Here is a 15,660-nt window from a genome sequence, read left to right on the forward strand (position 1 = left end):
GTAGGGGGCCTTCAGCACCATGAGCGTTGTCACCAACACGACCACCATCGGCGCGATCGACGCACCGAGCCGCCGCAACACCGAGCTGGTACTCGTCGTCTTCGCCGTCGCCATCTCGGTGTTCGCCTACGCCAACGTGGGCCTCGCCCTCAACGGCGAACTGCCCTCCGGGATGCTCGGCTACGGAGCGGGGCTCGCCCTGCTCGGCGGGGTCGCGCACCTCGTGGTGCGCCGGTTCGCCAAGTACGCCGATCCGCTGCTGCTGCCGCTGGCGACCCTGCTCAACGGCCTGGGCCTGGCGCTGATCTGGCGCCTGGACCAGTCGGAACGCTTCCAGGCTCTGACCACCTTCGCCCCGGCCGCCTCGAAGCAGCTGCTGTTCTCCGCCATCGGCGTGGCCACGCTGGTCGCGGTCCTGGCCATCCTGAAGGACCACCGCATCCTGCAGCGCTACACGTACATCTCCATGGTCGTGGCGCTGTTCCTGCTGATCCTGCCGATGTTCTTCCCCGCCGTGAACGGCGCCAAGATCTGGATCAAGATCCCGGGCTTCGGAACGCTCCAGCCCGGCGAGTTCGCCAAGATCATCATCACCGTGTTCTTCTCGGGCTACCTGATGGTCAAGCGGGACGCGCTGGCCCTGGCCAGCCGCCGCTTCATGGGCCTGTACCTGCCCCGCGGACGGGACCTCGGCCCGATCCTCGCCATCTGGGCGATGTCGATCCTGATCCTCGTCTTCGAGACCGACCTCGGCACCTCACTGCTCTTCTTCGGCATGTTCGTCGTCATGCTCTACGTGGCGACCGAGCGCACCAGCTGGATCGTCTTCGGTCTGCTGATGTCGGCAGTCGGCGCGGTCAGCGTCGCCACGTTCGAACCGCACGTCCAGCAGCGCGTCACCGCCTGGCTCGACCCCTTCGCGGGCTGGGGCAAGGTGGACGCGAGCGAGCAGATGGCGAAGTCCCTGATGGCCTTCGGCTCCGGAGGCACGCTCGGGACCGGGCTCGGACAGGGCAACTCCGACCTGATCGGCTTCGCCGCCAACTCCGACTTCATCCTCGCCACGGTCGGCGAGGAGCTCGGGCTCGCCGGGATGATGGCCGTGCTTCTCATCTACGGCCTGATCGTCGAGCGCGGCGTACGCACCGCTCTGGCGGCCCGTGACCCGTTCGGCAAGCTGCTCGCGATCGGGCTCTCCGGCTCGTTCGCCATCCAGGTGTTCGTCGTCGCCGGCGGTGTGATGGGTCTCATCCCGCTCACCGGTATGACGATGCCGTTCCTGGCCGCGGGTGGTTCCTCCGTTCTCGCCAACTGGGCGCTGATCGCCATTCTGATCAGGATCAGCGACACCGCCCGCCGCCCGGCTCCGGCCCCCTCACCGTCGCCCGACGCCGAGATGACCCAGGTGGTCCGACCGTGAACAAGCCGCTGCGCCGGATCGCGATCTTCTGCGGCATCCTCGTCCTCTCGCTCCTCATCCGGGACAACTGGCTCCAGTACGTCCGTGCCGACGAACTGAACAGCCACAAGTACAACCGCCGCGTCGAGATCGAGCGGTACGCCCACGAACGCGGCGACATCATCGTCGACGGCAAGGCGATCACCGGCTCCGCCGAGACCGAGGACAGCGACTTCAAGTACAAGCGGGTCTGGAAGAACGGCCCCCTGTGGGCCCCGGTGACCGGCTATTCGTCCCAGGCCTTCGACTCCTCGCAGCTGGAGAACCTGGAAGACGGCATCCTCACCGGCAACGACGACCAGCTGTTCTTCGACCGGACGCTGTCGATGTTCACCGGCGAGAAGAAGCGCGGCGGCAACATCGTCACCACGCTGAACGGCGACGCCCAGAAGGCCGCCTTCAAGGGGCTCGGCGACAAGAAGGGCGCGGTGGTCGCCCTCGACCCCAAGAGCGGCGCCATCCTCGCCCTCGCGAGCACCCCGTCCTACGACCCCTCGGTCTTCGCCGGGAACTCCATGAAGGACTCGGACAACCGGCAGAAGCTCCTGAAGGACAAGGACAAGCCGATGCTCAACCGGGCATTGCGCGAGACCTACCCCCCGGGCTCCACCTTCAAGGTCGTCACCGCCGCCGCCGCCCTGGAGAACGGGCTGTACGACGACATCGACGCCAAGACGGAATCGCCGCTTCCCTGGACGCTTCCGCAGTCCACCACGGAGCTCAAGAACGAGGGCAACATCCCCTGCAAGGACGCCTCGCTGCGGGAGGCCCTGCGCTGGTCGTGCAACACCGTCTTCGGGAAGATGAGCGACGACCTCGGCAACCAGAAGATGATCGAGCAGACGGACAAGTTCGGCTTCAACAAGGAAGTCTTCACGCCCGTCCGCGCCGACGCCAGCATCTACCCCGAGGACAACAAGCCGCAGAACGCCATGGCCGGCATCGGTCAGGCATCGAACCGGACCACCCCGCTCCAGATGGCCATGGTGGCCTCCGCGATCGCCAACGACGGCAAGCTGATGCAGCCGTACATGGTCGCCGAGCGCCAGGCGCCCAACCTGGACCCGGTCTACACCCACGAGCCCGAGGAACTCAGCCGCGCGCTCTCCGGTGAGAACGCCCAGAAGGTCCAGCAGATGATGGAGACCGTGGTCAAGGACGGCACGGGAACCAACGCGCAGATCCCCGGCGTCACAGTGGGCGGCAAGACCGGTACCGCCCAGCACGGTCTGAACAACAGCGAGAAGCCGTACGCCTGGTTCATCTCGTACGCGAAGACCGACAACGGCTCCCCGGTCGCCGTCGCCGTCGTGGTCGAGGACGGCAACGCCAACCGGGACGACATCTCCGGTGGCGGCCTGGCCGCCCCCATCGCGCGCGACGTGATGAAGGCGGTCATCGACAGCAAGAAGTGAGACCTGTCACGGCTGTCGCCCGTCATACCGGACATCGCATACCGGTCGGATATCGGCTGACGGGTGCGGGCTGAGCACGTAACCCGTGCCCGGTAGCGTATGCGCGAACAGCGCACCGCCGCGGACCACACACGGGTGCGGTCGGGACTGACGGAGAGGGCTGGAACAGTTATGGAAGAGCCGCGTCGCCTCGGCGGCCGGTACGAGCTGGGCTCGGTGCTCGGCCGTGGTGGCATGGCCGAGGTCTACCTCGCCCACGACACCCGGCTCGGCCGCACCGTAGCTGTGAAGACGCTCCGGGCCGATCTGGCCCGTGACCCGTCGTTCCAGGCCCGGTTCCGCCGAGAGGCCCAGTCGGCCGCCTCGCTCAACCACCCCGCGATCGTCGCCGTGTACGACACCGGCGAGGACTACGTCGACGGGGTCTCCATCCCGTACATCGTGATGGAGTACGTCGACGGGTCGACGTTGCGGGAACTGCTGCACTCCGGTCGCAGACTGCTCCCCGAGCGCACGCTGGAGATGACGGTCGGCATCCTCCAGGCCCTGGAGTACTCGCACCGCGCCCAGATCGTCCACCGCGACATCAAGCCGGCGAACGTCATGCTGACGCGCACCGGCCAGGTCAAGGTCATGGACTTCGGCATCGCCCGCGCCATGGGCGACTCCGGAATGACGATGACGCAGACCGCCGCGGTCATCGGCACCGCCCAGTACCTCTCCCCGGAGCAGGCCAAGGGCGAGCAGGTCGACGCCCGCTCCGACCTGTACTCCACCGGCTGTCTGCTCTACGAGCTGCTCGCGGTGCGGCCCCCGTTCGTCGGGGACTCGCCCGTCGCGGTGGCCTACCAGCATGTCCGCGAGGAGCCGCAGCCGCCGAGCAACTTCGACCCCGAGATCACGCCCGAGATGGACGCGATCGTGTTGAAGGCGCTCACCAAGGACCCGGACTACCGCTACCAGTCCGCCGACGAGATGCGCGCCGACATCGAGGCCTGCCTCGACGGCCAGCCGGTCGCGGCCACGGCGGCGATGGGCGCCGCCGGGTACGGGGGCTACGACGGCTACAACCCCGACCAGCCCACCACCGCCCTGCGCCCGGCCGACCCGAACAACGCGCAGACCTCGATGCTGCCGCCGGTCAACCCGGAAGACGGCGGCTACGGCTACGACGACCGCCAGGGCCGCCGGGGCCGGCAGAAGAAGAGCAACACCTCGACGATCCTGCTGGTCGTCGCGGGCATCCTGGTGCTCATCGGCGCGATCCTGATCGGCCGGGTGATCTTCTCCGACAACGGGGGTGACAACCAGGTCAAGGCCCCGAACCTGGTGGGCTCCACGCTTGAGGAAGCACAGACGCTCGCGTCCAGAACCGGCGTCACCGTGACCAAGGGCGCCGAAGAGCCGTGCGAGCAGCAGGAGAAGGGCCAGATCTGCTCCCAGGATCCGTCGCCCGACGCGATGATGGACAAGGACGGCACGGTCACGGTCGTCGTCTCGTCCGGAGCGCCGCAGATCGAGGTCCCCAACGTCCTGGAGAAGTCCGAGGACGGCGCCCGCGAAGTCCTGGAAGGCGACGGCTTCACGGTCAACGTCACCACGGAGGAGTCCGACGAGCCCGAGGGGACGGTGATCAAGCAGGACCCCAAGGGCGGCCAGAAGGCCGACGAGGAGTCCGAGGTCACCATCACCCTGGCCGTCCAGGCCACGCTCGACCTGCCCGACATGCGGACCCGCACGTTCGAGGCGGCGGAGCAGCAGCTTCGCGGCATCGGGTTCACCAACGTCTCGCGGACCGACGTGGACTCGGACAAGCCGGCCGGTGAGGTCATCGAGCAGACCCCCACGGGCCCGAGCAAGCAGGGCAAGGACGTGCAGATCGTCCTCAAGGTCTCCAAGGGCCCGGCCCAGCCGGAGCAGGTCCAGATCCCCGGTGACATCGGCGGCAAGTCGTACCAGGACGCGAAGGCCCAGCTCGAAGCGCTCGGGTTCGTGGTTCAGCTCGCTCCCAACTCGGTCGACAAGCCGAACGCCCGGGTGATCACCAGCAGCCCGGCACCGACCACCCAGGCGGACAAGGGCAGCACCGTCACCCTCGTGACCATCGAGGGCGGCGGGAACGGCGGGAACGGCGGGGGCTTCATCGGAGGCATGGGCGACGACTGAACCGCCGTCCCCCCACCGGCAGTACGGGAAGGGCCCCGGTCACCCAAGCTCGGCGACCGGGGCCCTTTCCATGTGCGGGGGAGGCGCGGCGAGGGCTCAGCGCAGCTCGGCCGGGATCGTGCGGTCCTTGTCGACCTTCTCCGTACGCTCCAGCTCGCCCCACACGATGTACCGGTACTTCGAGGTGTAGACCGGGGTGCAGGTCGTCAGCGTGATGTAGCGGCCGGGCTCCTTGACGCCCGACTCCTCCGGGACCGGCTGGATCACGTCGACGTTGAACTTCGAGGTCTCGGGGAGCGTCTTGTAGACCTTGTAGACGTACCAGGTGTCCTTGGTCTCGAAGACGACCGGATCGCCGTTCTTCAGCTTGTGGATGTTGTGGAACTTCGCGCCGTGCCCGTCGCGGTGCGCGGCCAGCGTGAAGTTGCCCTCGTCGTCCCAGGGGAGGGCCGACTCGACGGGGTCGGTGTAGTAGCCCGCGATGCCGTTGTTGAGGGTCTTGGGGTCGGTGCCCTTCTTGACCAGCACCTCGCCGTTCTTCATGGCGGGCACGTGCAGGAAGCCGATGCCGTCCTTGGTGTCGAGGGCGCCCGGCCCGTCCGCCCATTTGCTGCGGACCGTGTCGCCCTGCCGGTCGGCCTCACGGTCGGCGAGCACGTTGGTCCACCACAGGGAGTAGACGACGAACAGCGCGAGCACCAGGCCCGCGGTGATGAGCAGTTCGCCGAAGACGCTGACGGCCGTCGCCACGGGGTGGCGGACGCGGCGGCGTGCCGGGGGCGGGGACGCGGACGTGTCGGTCCGCTCGTCGTGCTCGGTCCTCGCTGCCACCGCACCGTCCCTGTCGTGAGGATGTTCAGCCGACGAGCGCGTCGGGCTTTCCCTCGCTGCGTGGCCGTTCGTCGACCATCTTGCCCCAGACGATCAGCCGGTAGGTACTCGTGAATTCCGGCGTACAGGTCGTCAGCGTGAGGTACCTGCCCGGCTTCGTGAACCCGGAACCGACCGGGATCGGCTCGATCACCGAGATGTTGGACGGCGAGGTCTGCGGGAGGATGTTGGCCATCTCGTACGTGTAGTACGCGTCCCGGGTCTCGACCACGATCGGGTCGCCGCGCTTCAGCTTGTTGATGTAGCGGAACGGTTCGCCATGGGTGTTGCGGTGACCCGCCACGGAGAAGTTGCCCTGCTCGTCGGAGGGCATCGCCGTCTTGAGCTTGCCCTCGCCGTAGTGGCCGATCATCCCCCGGTCGAGGACCTTCTCCTTGTCGATGCCCTCGGCGATCGGGGCGACGACGTCCAGCTTGGGGATGTGCATGATCGCGAAGCCCTCACCGGGCGCGAACACCCCTGGTTTCCGGTCCCCGTTGGCCCATGCGTCCTGGATCCGGTTCGTCTCCTTGCCGGCGATCCGGTCGGCCCGGATGTTGGTCCACCACAGCTGGTAGGTGACGAACAGCAGCATCAGGACGCCCAGCGTGATGAACACCTCGCCGACCGCCCGGCTGGCGATGACCGCGGGGCTGTCCTTCGCCGCCCGCGCCGCGCGCCGGGCCTCCACCCGGGACATCGGCGCGGCGGCCGGGGTGGCCTTCTGCTCCGGGGGCGCCCCCGGGCGCCGACGCCCGCGCCCCTTGGCCGCCCGCCGCCGCTCGGCCCGCCCGCCGGGGGCAGGAGGCGAAGGAGCGGAGGCCGACTGCGGATCAGGCGCGGGGTCGGACTCCGTCTCCGACGGTATGCGGGCGAGCACTTCCGTGCGCGCTTCGGCGTGCGGGCCCGGTGGGTCCGGAACCGGGGCCGGAGCCGGCTCCTCGGCCGGAGCCACCGGGGACACCGAGTCCGCCGGGGCCATGCGCGCCGACGGCTCCTGAGGCCCGTACCAGTCGCGTTGGTACCCGGCGGGGTCGTACCACTCGTTCGGGGCTCCCTGGGCCTGCTGAGGCGCTTGGTGGAGGCTTTGGTGGGCCGCGTACCCGGTCTCGTACGAGGAGTGCGCCGCGGGTTCCGCCGCCGGGACCGTGTCCGACCGGAACCACGGCGACGTGTGCCCGCCGGGCAGCGGATCGTTCAGCGGATCCGCGAGGCCGTCCACCGCCGCCACGAACGCCCCGTCGGTCCCGTACGCCCCGTGCGCGTCGGGGCCTTCCGGTCCGGCGGCGTGCCCGGGGCGGCCTGCGGTCACGCGGCGGCCTTGCCCACCACCGGCGCGAGCCCCGCCGAGCGCGCGACGGCCCCCTGGTCTCCGCACTGCTCCAGCCAGTTGGCGAGCATCAGGTGGCCGTGTTCGGTGAGCACCGACTCGGGGTGGAACTGCACGCCCTCCACCGCCCGGTCGCGGTGGCGAAGCCCCATGATGATGCCGTCCGCCGTGCGGGCGGTGACCTCCAGCTCGGGGGGCAGCTCGCCGGGTTCGGCGGCGAGCGAGTGGTAGCGCGTCGCGGTGAAGGGGGACGGCAGCCCGGCGAAGACGCCCTGGCCCTCGTGGGTCACGGGGGAGGTCTTGCCGTGCAGGAGTTCGGGGGCCCGGTCGACGACACCGCCGTACGCCACCGCCATCGACTGCATCCCCAGGCAGACGCCGAAGACCGGAACGCCGGTGTCCGCGCAGTGGCGCACCATCTCGACGCAGACGCCGGCCTGCTCGGGCGTACCGGGGCCCGGCGAGAGCAGGACGCCGTCGAAGCCGTCCTGGGCGTGGGCGGGGGTCACCTCGTCGTTGCGCAGCACCTCGCACTCTGCGCCGAGCTGGTACAGATACTGGACGAGGTTGAAGACGAAACTGTCGTAGTTGTCCACGACGAGGATGCGTGCGCTCACCGGCCGGCTCCTGCTCCACCGGCGCTCGCGCCGTCGACGGTCACATCACCGAACGGGAGCAGCGGCTCCGCCCACGGGAACACGTACTGGAACAGTGCGTAGACGACCGCCAGAACCAGCACGAGCGCGATGATGCCGCGCACCCATGCGTTGCCCGGCAGATGCCGCCAGATCCAGCCGTACATGCTGACCCCTCCATTCGGTACCCGCACCAGACTAGAGGGCCGCGGCTGAAGCGTGGGTCCGCTGGGGAAAACCACGAGTCGCGGACCACCACAGGCCGGGGACCATCACGGGTCAGCCGGCGAGCTCCGGCGGCTTCCCCTCGCTCACCGGCCGTGTCGCGTCCAGATGCGCCCAGGCGATCAGCCGGTGGCTGCTGCCCCATTCCGGTTCGCAGGTGGTGAGGGTCAGATAGCGGCCCGCGCCCTCGAAGCCGGAGCCGCGGGGCACCGCGTCGACGACGGCGGTGTCGGTGGGCACGGTCCGGTGGGGCTGCTTCGCGATGCGGTACGTGAACCAGGTCGTGCCGTCGTTGACGACGACCGCGTCCCCGGGGCGCAGCTTCGGGAAGTCCTTGAAGGGGTCGCCGTACGTCCGCCGGTGCCCGGCCACCGCGAAGTTGCCCGTATCGCCGGGTCGGGCGGTTCCGCTGTAGTGCCCGAGCCCCTTCTGCAAGGTCCTGACCTCGGTGTTCTCCAGGACGGGCCACTCCCAGCCGGAGCCGAAGCGGGGGATGTGCATCGTCGCGAAGGGCTTTCCGTCGCGGTACGGGGATGGGGACGGGGCAGAGGGCTTCGCGGAGGCGGAAGCGGGCGGCGGGGCCGGGGCCGCGGGTTCGCGTGCCCACTGGCTCCGGAGGGTGTCGATCTCGCCCTCGGCCGCGTCGGCCGCTTTCACACCGGTCCAGAACAGGAAGTAGACGACGAAGAGGACGATCAGCGCGCCCACGGTGATGCAGAGTTCGCTGAAGGTCCTGACGACGAGTCGCACCGACACCGGACCGGCCTCCCCGGGGCTCAACTGGCGCTCGGCCAGGGCTCACTCCACAGGCTGTGCGTAGTGGAGATCCACTGTGCCCGAGTACCCGGGAAGAGTCACCGCCTCGTCCTCGTCGACTTTCCAGCCCAGCCCGTACGCCTTCACATAGAGCAGGTAGTTCTGGATCGCGGTGGAGCTGTTGAGCGCCTGCTTGAGCTTTCCGGGGTCGCCGACCGCGGTGACCTTGTACGGCGGGGAGTAGACGCGGCCCTGGAGGATCAGGGTGTTGCCGACGCAGCGGACGGCGCTGGTGGAGATCAGCCGCTGGTCCATCACCTGGATTCCGCGCGCCCCGCCCTGCCACAGCGCGTTCACCACGGCCTGCAGGTCCTGCTGGTGGATGACCAGGTCGTTGGGCTGGGGCTCGGGGTAGCCGGGATTGGCGGTGGCGTCGGGAGGCGCGTCGTTGAGGGTCACGCTGACGGAGTCGCCGGTGATCTCCGTCGTGCCGGCCGCCTTCTCCAGGGCCTTCAGCCGGGCGTCCTCGGCCCGGGTGGAGCCGTCGTCGCGCTGGGCGAGGGCGTCGATCTCCGCGCGCACGGACGCGGCCGAATCGTTCAGCTCGGCGTTCTTCTCGCTGCGCTCCCTGATCAGGTCGGAGAGCTTGAGGAGCGAGGAGTCACTGCGCAGATTGGTGCCCTTGGCCGTGTTGGCGCTGGTGACGAAGATGAGGCCGGCCAGGGCGAAAACCGCAGCGGTGAGCCCCCGGACCGCCCACACGGAGGTGCGCCGGGCCGGGCCTTCGGGGGAGTCGGCAGAATTGCTCAACGTACCCTTATCTCATCAGGCGCCAGGGAAGCACTACGCTAACGGACGCTCGGGGGAGGCAGCATTCCCCCTGGCATCCCCTGGCACCCGCCCCCGGCGCCCGCCACAGATCCCTGCGCGGTCACGCAGCGCATCGACAGGAGAGTCCCTCGTGCCGAAGTCACGTATCCGCAAGAAGGCCGACTTCACGCCGCCCCCGGCGAAGCAGGCAACGGCCATCAAGCTGACCAACCGCAGCTGGGTCGCTCCGGTGATGCTGGCCCTGTTCCTCATCGGGCTGGCCTGGATCGTGGTGTTCTACGTGACCGAAGGCGATCTGCCGGTCGACGCCCTGGGCAACTGGAACATCGTGGTCGGTTTCGGCTTCATCGCCGGCGGCTTCGCCGTGTCGACCCAGTGGAAGTAGCGGAACCCCTTCCGCTCCGTCGCCCCCTGGGCCCGTACGCGCGCCCGTAGCCTGTCGGCACCCTCCCGCGCAAGCCTTGCCCTGAGTTACCCACAGAGTTATCCACAGCCGGGGGAAAAGGTCAGACGATCTGTGGATAACTTCCACTCAAGTTGACGCCGGTGTGACTGCAGCCTCCCTCACCGAGGGGGGCTGCACCCCGTTGTACGGGCGGAAAAACCCAGCTCAGCGACGAGGGGCACATCTGTTCCTCTTGCCATGCACAAGAATCCGCGCAGACTGTGGACAACTTCGGTCAGCCTGGGGGTGGAGACCCCTCCTAGCCGCCCCTTCCGCTCAGGTGAGCGCCATCGTCCGGGCGACGACGATCCCGAGGGACACCAGCAGGACGAGGGCACAGGTGCCGGTCTGCACCGCCGTACGCCGCTCGCGCGGGGCGTGGACCATGCCGACGGCGATGGCGACGCCCGCGACAAGACCGCCGACGTGCGCCTGCCAGGCGATACCGCCCCAGGTGAAGGTGAAGACCAGGTTCAGCGCCAGCAGCACGAGCACCGGGCGCATGTCGTAGTTCATCCGGCGCATCAGAACGGCGGTCGCGCCGAAGAGGCCGTAGACCGCGCCGGACGCACCCAGCGAGGGCGAGTTCTGCGCGGCGAGCAGATAGGTCAGCGCGCTGCCGGCGAACCCGGACAGCAGGTAGAGGGCGAGATAGCGGGCCCGGCCGAGCGCCGCCTCCAGCTGTCCGCCGAGCCACCAGAGCCCCAGCATGTTGAACCCGAGGTGCACCACTTCCTGGTGCAGGAACATCGAGGTGACCAGGCGGTACCACTGGCCCTCGGCGACGCCTTCGATGGAGCCCGGCGGCGGGCTCGGGTCCCATGCCCGGCCGAGCAGCGTCAGGTCGCCCACCAGCCCGGGGCGGACGGTTACCAGGAGGAAGACGGCCAGATTGATGCCGAGCAGGATCTTGGTGACCAGGCGGGGATCGGCGGCCACCGAGCTGCCCGCCAGCGTGCGCGGCCGACTGGCCGCCGGATGGTGCCCGGTGCCCGAGCCCTGGCGTACGCAGTCGGGGCACTGGAAGCCGACCGAGGCGCTGACCATGCACTCGGGGCAGACCGGCCGCTCGCAGCGCGTACAGCTGATGCCGGTCTCGCGGTCGGGATGGCGGTAGCAGGTCGGCGTCGGCACACCGCTTCCCGCGGCGGCACGGTCTCCCGGCGGCTGCTGGTCCATCGGTCCTGGCCTGCCTCTCGGTCCTCGATCCTCGGTCCTCGGTCCCCATCGCTCGGGCGGCGGCACGGACAGAACCGCCCCGCTCGTCCGCTATGTATCACTACGGACGGGCAGGGCGGTTGGTTCCCACAAGGATCGCCACAGGGATTCCCGCAGGGCCGGTGTGTGCGGGCCGTCAGCGGGTCTCGACGACCACGGACTCGATGACCACGTCCTGGAGCGGGCGGTCGGTGCGCGGGTTGGTCGGGGTGACCGCGATGGCGTCGACGACCTTGCGGCCCGCGTCGTCGGCCACCTCGCCGAAGATGGTGTGCTTGCCGGTCAGCCAGGCGGTAGGCGAGACGGTCAGGAAGAACTGCGAACCGTTGGTGCCCGGACCCGCGTTGGCCATGGCCAGCAGATACGGCTTGGTGAAGGCCAGCTCCGGGTGGAACTCGTCGGCGAACTTGTAGCCGGGGCCGCCGGTGCCGTTGCCCAGCGGATCGCCGCCCTGGATCATGAAACCGCTGATGACGCGGTGGAAGACGGTGCCGTCGTACAGCGGGGCCGTGGTCTTCTCGCCGGTCTCGGGGTGGGTCCACTCGCGCTGCCCGGTGGCCAGTTCCACGAAGTTCTTCACCGTCTTGGGGGCGTGGAACGGCAGCAGCCGGATCTCGATGTCGCCCCGATTGGTCTTCAAAGTGGCGTAAAGCTGCTCGGCCACGATCTGCCTTCCTCTTCCCTCGCCTGCCGTCAAAACCTTCGCTGACGTCCGGCGATCCTCCCACGGACCGGGAAACGTACGGCCGGATGCCGGGCGAACCGGCGCGTTCACCACCGAACCATGGCATTGTCGTCGGCACACTTCACTTGAACCGTTTTGACCGCAAATGACGATCATGACCCGGATGCCCGTCCCGCATGCCGGGCATGGACCCAACAGGCATGATTTTGAACTGGGCGGACAGGCGGAGTACCTACCCGCCACCAAGGAGGAGGATCTCGTGACCCGCATCGACAGCGTGCGCGCCGCAACCGACTCGGCGAAGGACAGCGCGCAGCACGCCGCGGAAGTGGTGGCGCCCTACGCCGACACGGCCAAGGAGCAGGCGGCCCACTACGCGCACGAGGCGCGCGTACGGCTCGCACCGAAGGTGACGAAGGCGGCCCAGCAGGCCCGTGTCCAGTACGCGTCCCATCTCGCACCGCGCATCGAACAGGCCCGTACGCACGTGCCGCCCCGGGTCGACGAGGCCGCGCACCGCGCCGCGGTCTCGACCCGGAAGGCCGCGCGGAGCGCCGCCGACTACACCGCACCCCGCGTCGAGCACGCCCGCGCGGTGGCCCTGCCCGTCGCCGAGCAGGCGTCCGCCCGCAGCGCGGCCGCCCTGGCGGCGCTGCGCACCCAGGTGACGGCCAAGGAGATCCAGAAGCTGGCCCGGAAGCACCAGCGACGGGCCAAGGTCGGCCGGGCCGCGAAGGGGTTCCTGGTGCTGGGCGTCCTGGCGGGCGGCGCCTATGCCGCCTGGCGCTGGTGGGACAAGCAGGCCAACCCGGACTGGCTGGTCGAGCCGCCCGTCGCCACCGAGGTGGGCGACGAGCGCTCGCCGCTCAGCTCGGTCGACGGCAGCCCGCGGGCCGACCTCGACCCGGAGGTCAAGGCCAAGCAGGCCGAGGCCGAATCGGGCGACGGGGACGTCCCGGGCCTCGACGACCGGCCCTGACCCGGGCCGGCCGACAGGCCGGCAGAACGGCAGAACGAGCGCGGCCGCGGAAACCGCTCAACGGTTTCCGCGGCCGCGCTCGCGTGTGTCCGGCTACACCTACCGGCTGACGGCGAACCGCATCAGGGCGTGCTCGTCGCCCTGCTTGATCTTCCCGGTCTCGTTGATCACCTGGAGCTTCCAGCCCGCGCCCTCGCGAATCGCCTTGGCGACGGCGACGCCGTTGTCCTGGGTGAGCATGCTCGGCCAGATGTCGGCGACCTGCTGCGAGCTGCCGCCCGTCGCGTCGTACACCTTGAAGCTGATGTTGCGCGCGTTGCTGAACGAGCTGCGCTTCTTGTAGGCCGCCGCGATGAAGACGATCGACGTGATGTTCGAAGGGATCCTGGCGAACTCGACGGTCACCGTCTCGTCGTCGCCGTCACCGTGCCCGGTCTGGTTGTCCCCGCTGTGCACCAGCGAGCCGTTGCCCAGCGGGTCCAGGGAGTCCAGACCGGCCAGCCGCACCGGGTCGCCGCCCTGCAGCGCGATGGCGATCAGGTCGAGGTCCGTACCGGCCTTCTGCCGGATCTTCCCCATCAGACCGCCGCTGCTCCCGACGGTCGGGTCCCAGGACGCTCCGATGGACAGGTGGGTCACTCCGCCCAGGTCCGCCGGGCCGTCTTCCTTCGTCAACGTGATCATGCCTGAGTCCTTTGTGGCTCGACTGTTTATGTATGAAGTGTGCCTGGTGCAGCGGCGGCGGAACGCAAAAGAACCCCTCCAACCACGTTTCCGCAGGTTGGAGGGGTTCAATCAAGTGGAGCCTAGGAGATTCGAACTCCTGACATCTGCCTTGCAAAGGCAGCGCTCTACCAACTGAGCTAAGGCCCCGGGTCACCGTCGGGAACAGAGTACCGGGTACCCCCCGGGTTCTTCCAAAAGGATAGGGACTCCCCGGGAGCGACCACGCTCCGTAAGATGCTCGCAAGGTTCGCAGCAGCGAAGCCGCAGCGATGGGGAGACGCCATGGACGCAGCGCAACAAGAGGCGACGGCAAGAGCCAGAGAGCTTCAACGCAGTTGGTACGGAGAGCCGTTGGGGGCGCTCTTCCGTCGGCTGATCGATGATCTCGGTCTGAACCAGGCCCGGCTCGCCGCCGTTCTCGGGCTCTCCGCCCCGATGCTCTCGCAGTTGATGAGCGGCCAGCGCGCCAAGATCGGGAACCCCGCGGTGGTCCAGCGCGTCCAGGCCCTTCAGGAGCTGGCGAGCCAGGTGGCCGACGGCAGCGTCAGCGCGGGCGAGGCCACCGACCGCATGGAGGAGATCAAGAAGTCGCAAGGCGGCTCCGTCCTCACCGCGACCGGCCAGACCACCTCCACCGGCGGCGCTCCCACGGTCCGCCGTGTGGTGCGCGAGATCCAGTCCCTGCTGCGGTCGGTCGCGGCGGCCGGCGACATCATCGATGCCGCGGACGCCCTCGCCCCGACCCACCCGGAGCTGGCAGAGTTCCTCAAGGTGTACGGCGCGGGACGCACCTCGGACGCGGTGGCGCACTACGAGGGGCACCAGAGCTAGCACGTCCCGACGGAAGCACGACGGAGCCAGGGCACGCGCACCGCGCAGCGCCCTGGTACCGGCCAGGACACGGAGCCGGACACCGGGACCGGACACGGGCCGCGGCGGACGCCGCGGCACCACACGAACGGGGAGCGGGCGCAGCGCAATGGGTGAGGTCTTCGCCGGTCGGTACGAGCTGATCGATCCGATCGGACGCGGTGGGGTCGGCGCCGTCTGGCGGGCCTGGGACCACCGCCGCCGCCGGTACGTCGCGGCCAAGGTGCTCCAGCAGAGCGACGCGCACACGCTGCTGCGCTTCGTCCGCGAGCAGGCGCTGCGCATCGAGCACCCGCATGTGCTGGCCCCTGCCAGCTGGGCCGCCGACGACGACAAGGTCCTGTTCACCATGGACCTGGTGAGCGGCGGTTCGCTCGCCCATGTCATCGGTGACTACGGCCCGTTGCCCCCGCGCTTCGTCTGCCTGCTGCTGGACCAGCTGCTCTCCGGCCTCTCCACGGTGCACGCCGAAGGGGTGGTGCACCGTGACATCAAGCCCGCCAACATCCTGATGGAGGCGACCGGTACGGGCCGCCCGCATCTGCGCCTGTCCGACTTCGGCATCTCGATGCGCAAGGGCGAACCCCGGCTGACCGAGACCAACTACGTGGTCGGTACGCCCGGTTACTTCGCCCCCGAGCAGATGATGGGCGCCGAGCCCGACTTCCCCGCGGACCTCTTCGCGGTCGGCCTGGTCGCGATCTACCTCCTCCAGGGTCAGAAGCCCGACGCCCAGGCCCTGGTGGAGCACTTCGCCGCCCATGGCACCCCGGGCGCCCCCGAGGGCATTCCCGAGCCGTTGTGGCAGGTTCTCGCCGGTCTGCTCCAGCCCGACCCGCACTCCCGGTTCCGTACGGCCACGGGCGCGCGCAAGGCCCTGACCGCGGCGGTCGAGATGCTGCCCGAAGCCGGCCCGGACGACGAGCCGGTGGAGGTGTTCGACCAGATCGGGCCGCTGCCCGAGGGGTTCGGCCCCGACGGGCCCGTCACCGCCCCGCCGGAGCCCCCACAGCAGCCGTCCGAACAGCAGGCCCCCACCCCGCCCCCTGT

General features: G+C 69.3%; 16 protein-coding genes and 1 tRNA gene. 7 read left to right on the plus strand and 10 right to left on the minus strand.

What is annotated here, in order from left to right; genetic code table 11:
- Nucleotides 1-19: 19 nt before the first annotated feature.
- The 3 genes from D3105_RS20475 to pknB all read left to right on the plus strand — a co-directional run bounded on the left by D3105_RS20475 (nt 20) and on the right by pknB (nt 5,040).
- Nucleotides 20-1,420 carry an FtsW/RodA/SpoVE family cell cycle protein gene (locus D3105_RS20475; RefSeq protein WP_118904556.1) on the plus strand — a complete coding sequence of 467 codons (1,401 nt, stop codon included), beginning with the start codon at nt 20-22 and terminating at the stop codon, nt 1,418-1,420.
- Nucleotides 1,417-2,874 carry a peptidoglycan D,D-transpeptidase FtsI family protein gene (locus tag D3105_RS20480; RefSeq protein WP_118904557.1) on the plus strand — a complete coding sequence of 486 codons (1,458 nt, stop codon included), beginning with the start codon at nt 1,417-1,419 and terminating at the stop codon, nt 2,872-2,874. Before D3105_RS20475 ends, D3105_RS20480 begins: the two co-directional genes overlap by 4 nt.
- 171 nt (nt 2,875-3,045) lie before the next feature.
- A complete protein-coding gene (pknB, locus tag D3105_RS20485) occupies nt 3,046-5,040 on the plus strand; it encodes a Stk1 family PASTA domain-containing Ser/Thr kinase (protein WP_118904558.1) in 1,995 nt (664 codons plus the stop codon).
- Nucleotides 5,041-5,136: 96 nt separating this feature from the next.
- On the opposite strand, the gene D3105_RS20490 is transcribed toward pknB, so the two are convergent.
- The 6 genes from D3105_RS20490 to D3105_RS20515 all read right to left on the minus strand — a co-directional run bounded on the left by D3105_RS20490 (nt 5,137) and on the right by D3105_RS20515 (nt 9,666).
- Complete coding sequence (locus D3105_RS20490; RefSeq protein WP_118904559.1) at nt 5,137-5,871, minus strand: class E sortase; 735 nt, start codon at nt 5,869-5,871, stop codon at nt 5,137-5,139.
- 25 nt (nt 5,872-5,896) lie between these two features.
- Entirely contained in the window at nt 5,897-7,222 is a 1,326-nt protein-coding gene (locus D3105_RS20495) for a class E sortase (protein WP_118904560.1), read from the minus strand.
- A complete protein-coding gene (locus tag D3105_RS20500; protein WP_118904561.1) occupies nt 7,219-7,857 on the minus strand; it encodes an aminodeoxychorismate/anthranilate synthase component II in 639 nt (212 codons plus the stop codon). The genes D3105_RS20495 and D3105_RS20500 overlap by 4 nt, the downstream gene beginning before the upstream one ends.
- On the minus strand, nt 7,854-8,042 hold the full coding sequence (locus tag D3105_RS20505) for a hypothetical protein (protein WP_118904562.1): 189 nt from the start codon (nt 8,040-8,042) through the stop codon (nt 7,854-7,856). The genes D3105_RS20500 and D3105_RS20505 overlap by 4 nt, the downstream gene beginning before the upstream one ends.
- A 112-nt stretch (nt 8,043-8,154) precedes the next feature.
- Nucleotides 8,155-8,856 carry a class E sortase gene (locus tag D3105_RS20510; RefSeq protein WP_118904563.1) on the minus strand — a complete coding sequence of 234 codons (702 nt, stop codon included), beginning with the start codon at nt 8,854-8,856 and terminating at the stop codon, nt 8,155-8,157.
- A gap of 42 nt (nt 8,857-8,898) precedes the next feature.
- Nucleotides 8,899-9,666 (minus strand): DUF881 domain-containing protein, encoded by a 768-nt coding sequence (locus D3105_RS20515; RefSeq protein WP_206272817.1) that lies wholly within the window; start codon nt 9,664-9,666, stop codon nt 8,899-8,901.
- A gap of 151 nt (nt 9,667-9,817) precedes the next feature.
- Here D3105_RS20515 and crgA point away from each other — a divergent pair, with 151 nt between their 5' ends.
- A complete protein-coding gene (gene crgA, locus D3105_RS20520) occupies nt 9,818-10,072 on the plus strand; it encodes a cell division protein CrgA (RefSeq protein ID WP_003967902.1) in 255 nt (84 codons plus the stop codon).
- A gap of 336 nt (nt 10,073-10,408) precedes the next feature.
- Here the strand turns inward: crgA and D3105_RS20525 are convergent, their stop codons facing one another.
- Nucleotides 10,409-11,311, minus strand: a complete 903-nt coding sequence (locus tag D3105_RS20525) for a rhomboid family intramembrane serine protease (protein ID WP_118904565.1) — start codon at nt 11,309-11,311, stop codon at nt 10,409-10,411.
- 175 nt (nt 11,312-11,486) lie between these two features.
- Nucleotides 11,487-12,014 carry a peptidylprolyl isomerase gene (locus D3105_RS20530; protein WP_118904566.1) on the minus strand — a complete coding sequence of 176 codons (528 nt, stop codon included), beginning with the start codon at nt 12,012-12,014 and terminating at the stop codon, nt 11,487-11,489.
- Nucleotides 12,015-12,294: 280 nt separating this feature from the next.
- On the opposite strand from D3105_RS20530, the gene D3105_RS20535 reads away from it, so the two are divergent.
- On the plus strand, nt 12,295-13,014 hold the full coding sequence (locus D3105_RS20535) for a DUF5324 family protein (RefSeq protein ID WP_118904567.1): 720 nt from the start codon (nt 12,295-12,297) through the stop codon (nt 13,012-13,014).
- 99 nt (nt 13,015-13,113) lie between these two features.
- Here the strand turns inward: D3105_RS20535 and D3105_RS20540 are convergent, their stop codons facing one another.
- Both D3105_RS20540 and D3105_RS20545 read right to left on the minus strand, forming a co-directional pair.
- Nucleotides 13,114-13,698, minus strand: a complete 585-nt coding sequence (locus D3105_RS20540) for a TerD family protein (protein ID WP_010071383.1) — start codon at nt 13,696-13,698, stop codon at nt 13,114-13,116.
- Between the two features lie 116 nt (nt 13,699-13,814).
- Nucleotides 13,815-13,887, minus strand: a tRNA-Ala gene (locus tag D3105_RS20545).
- A 135-nt stretch (nt 13,888-14,022) separates the two neighbouring features.
- On the opposite strand from D3105_RS20545, the gene D3105_RS20550 reads away from it, so the two are divergent.
- Complete coding sequence (locus D3105_RS20550; RefSeq protein ID WP_032781704.1) at nt 14,023-14,571, plus strand: helix-turn-helix domain-containing protein; 549 nt, start codon at nt 14,023-14,025, stop codon at nt 14,569-14,571.
- Nucleotides 14,572-14,719: 148 nt separating this feature from the next.
- Nucleotides 14,720-15,660 (plus strand): serine/threonine-protein kinase (locus D3105_RS20555; RefSeq protein ID WP_133305697.1); only part of this gene is annotated, 941 nt, incomplete at its 3' end.

The organism is Streptomyces globisporus (genome assembly GCF_003501885.1).
Classification (GTDB): Bacteria; Actinomycetota; Actinomycetes; order Streptomycetales; family Streptomycetaceae; genus Streptomyces; species Streptomyces globisporus_D.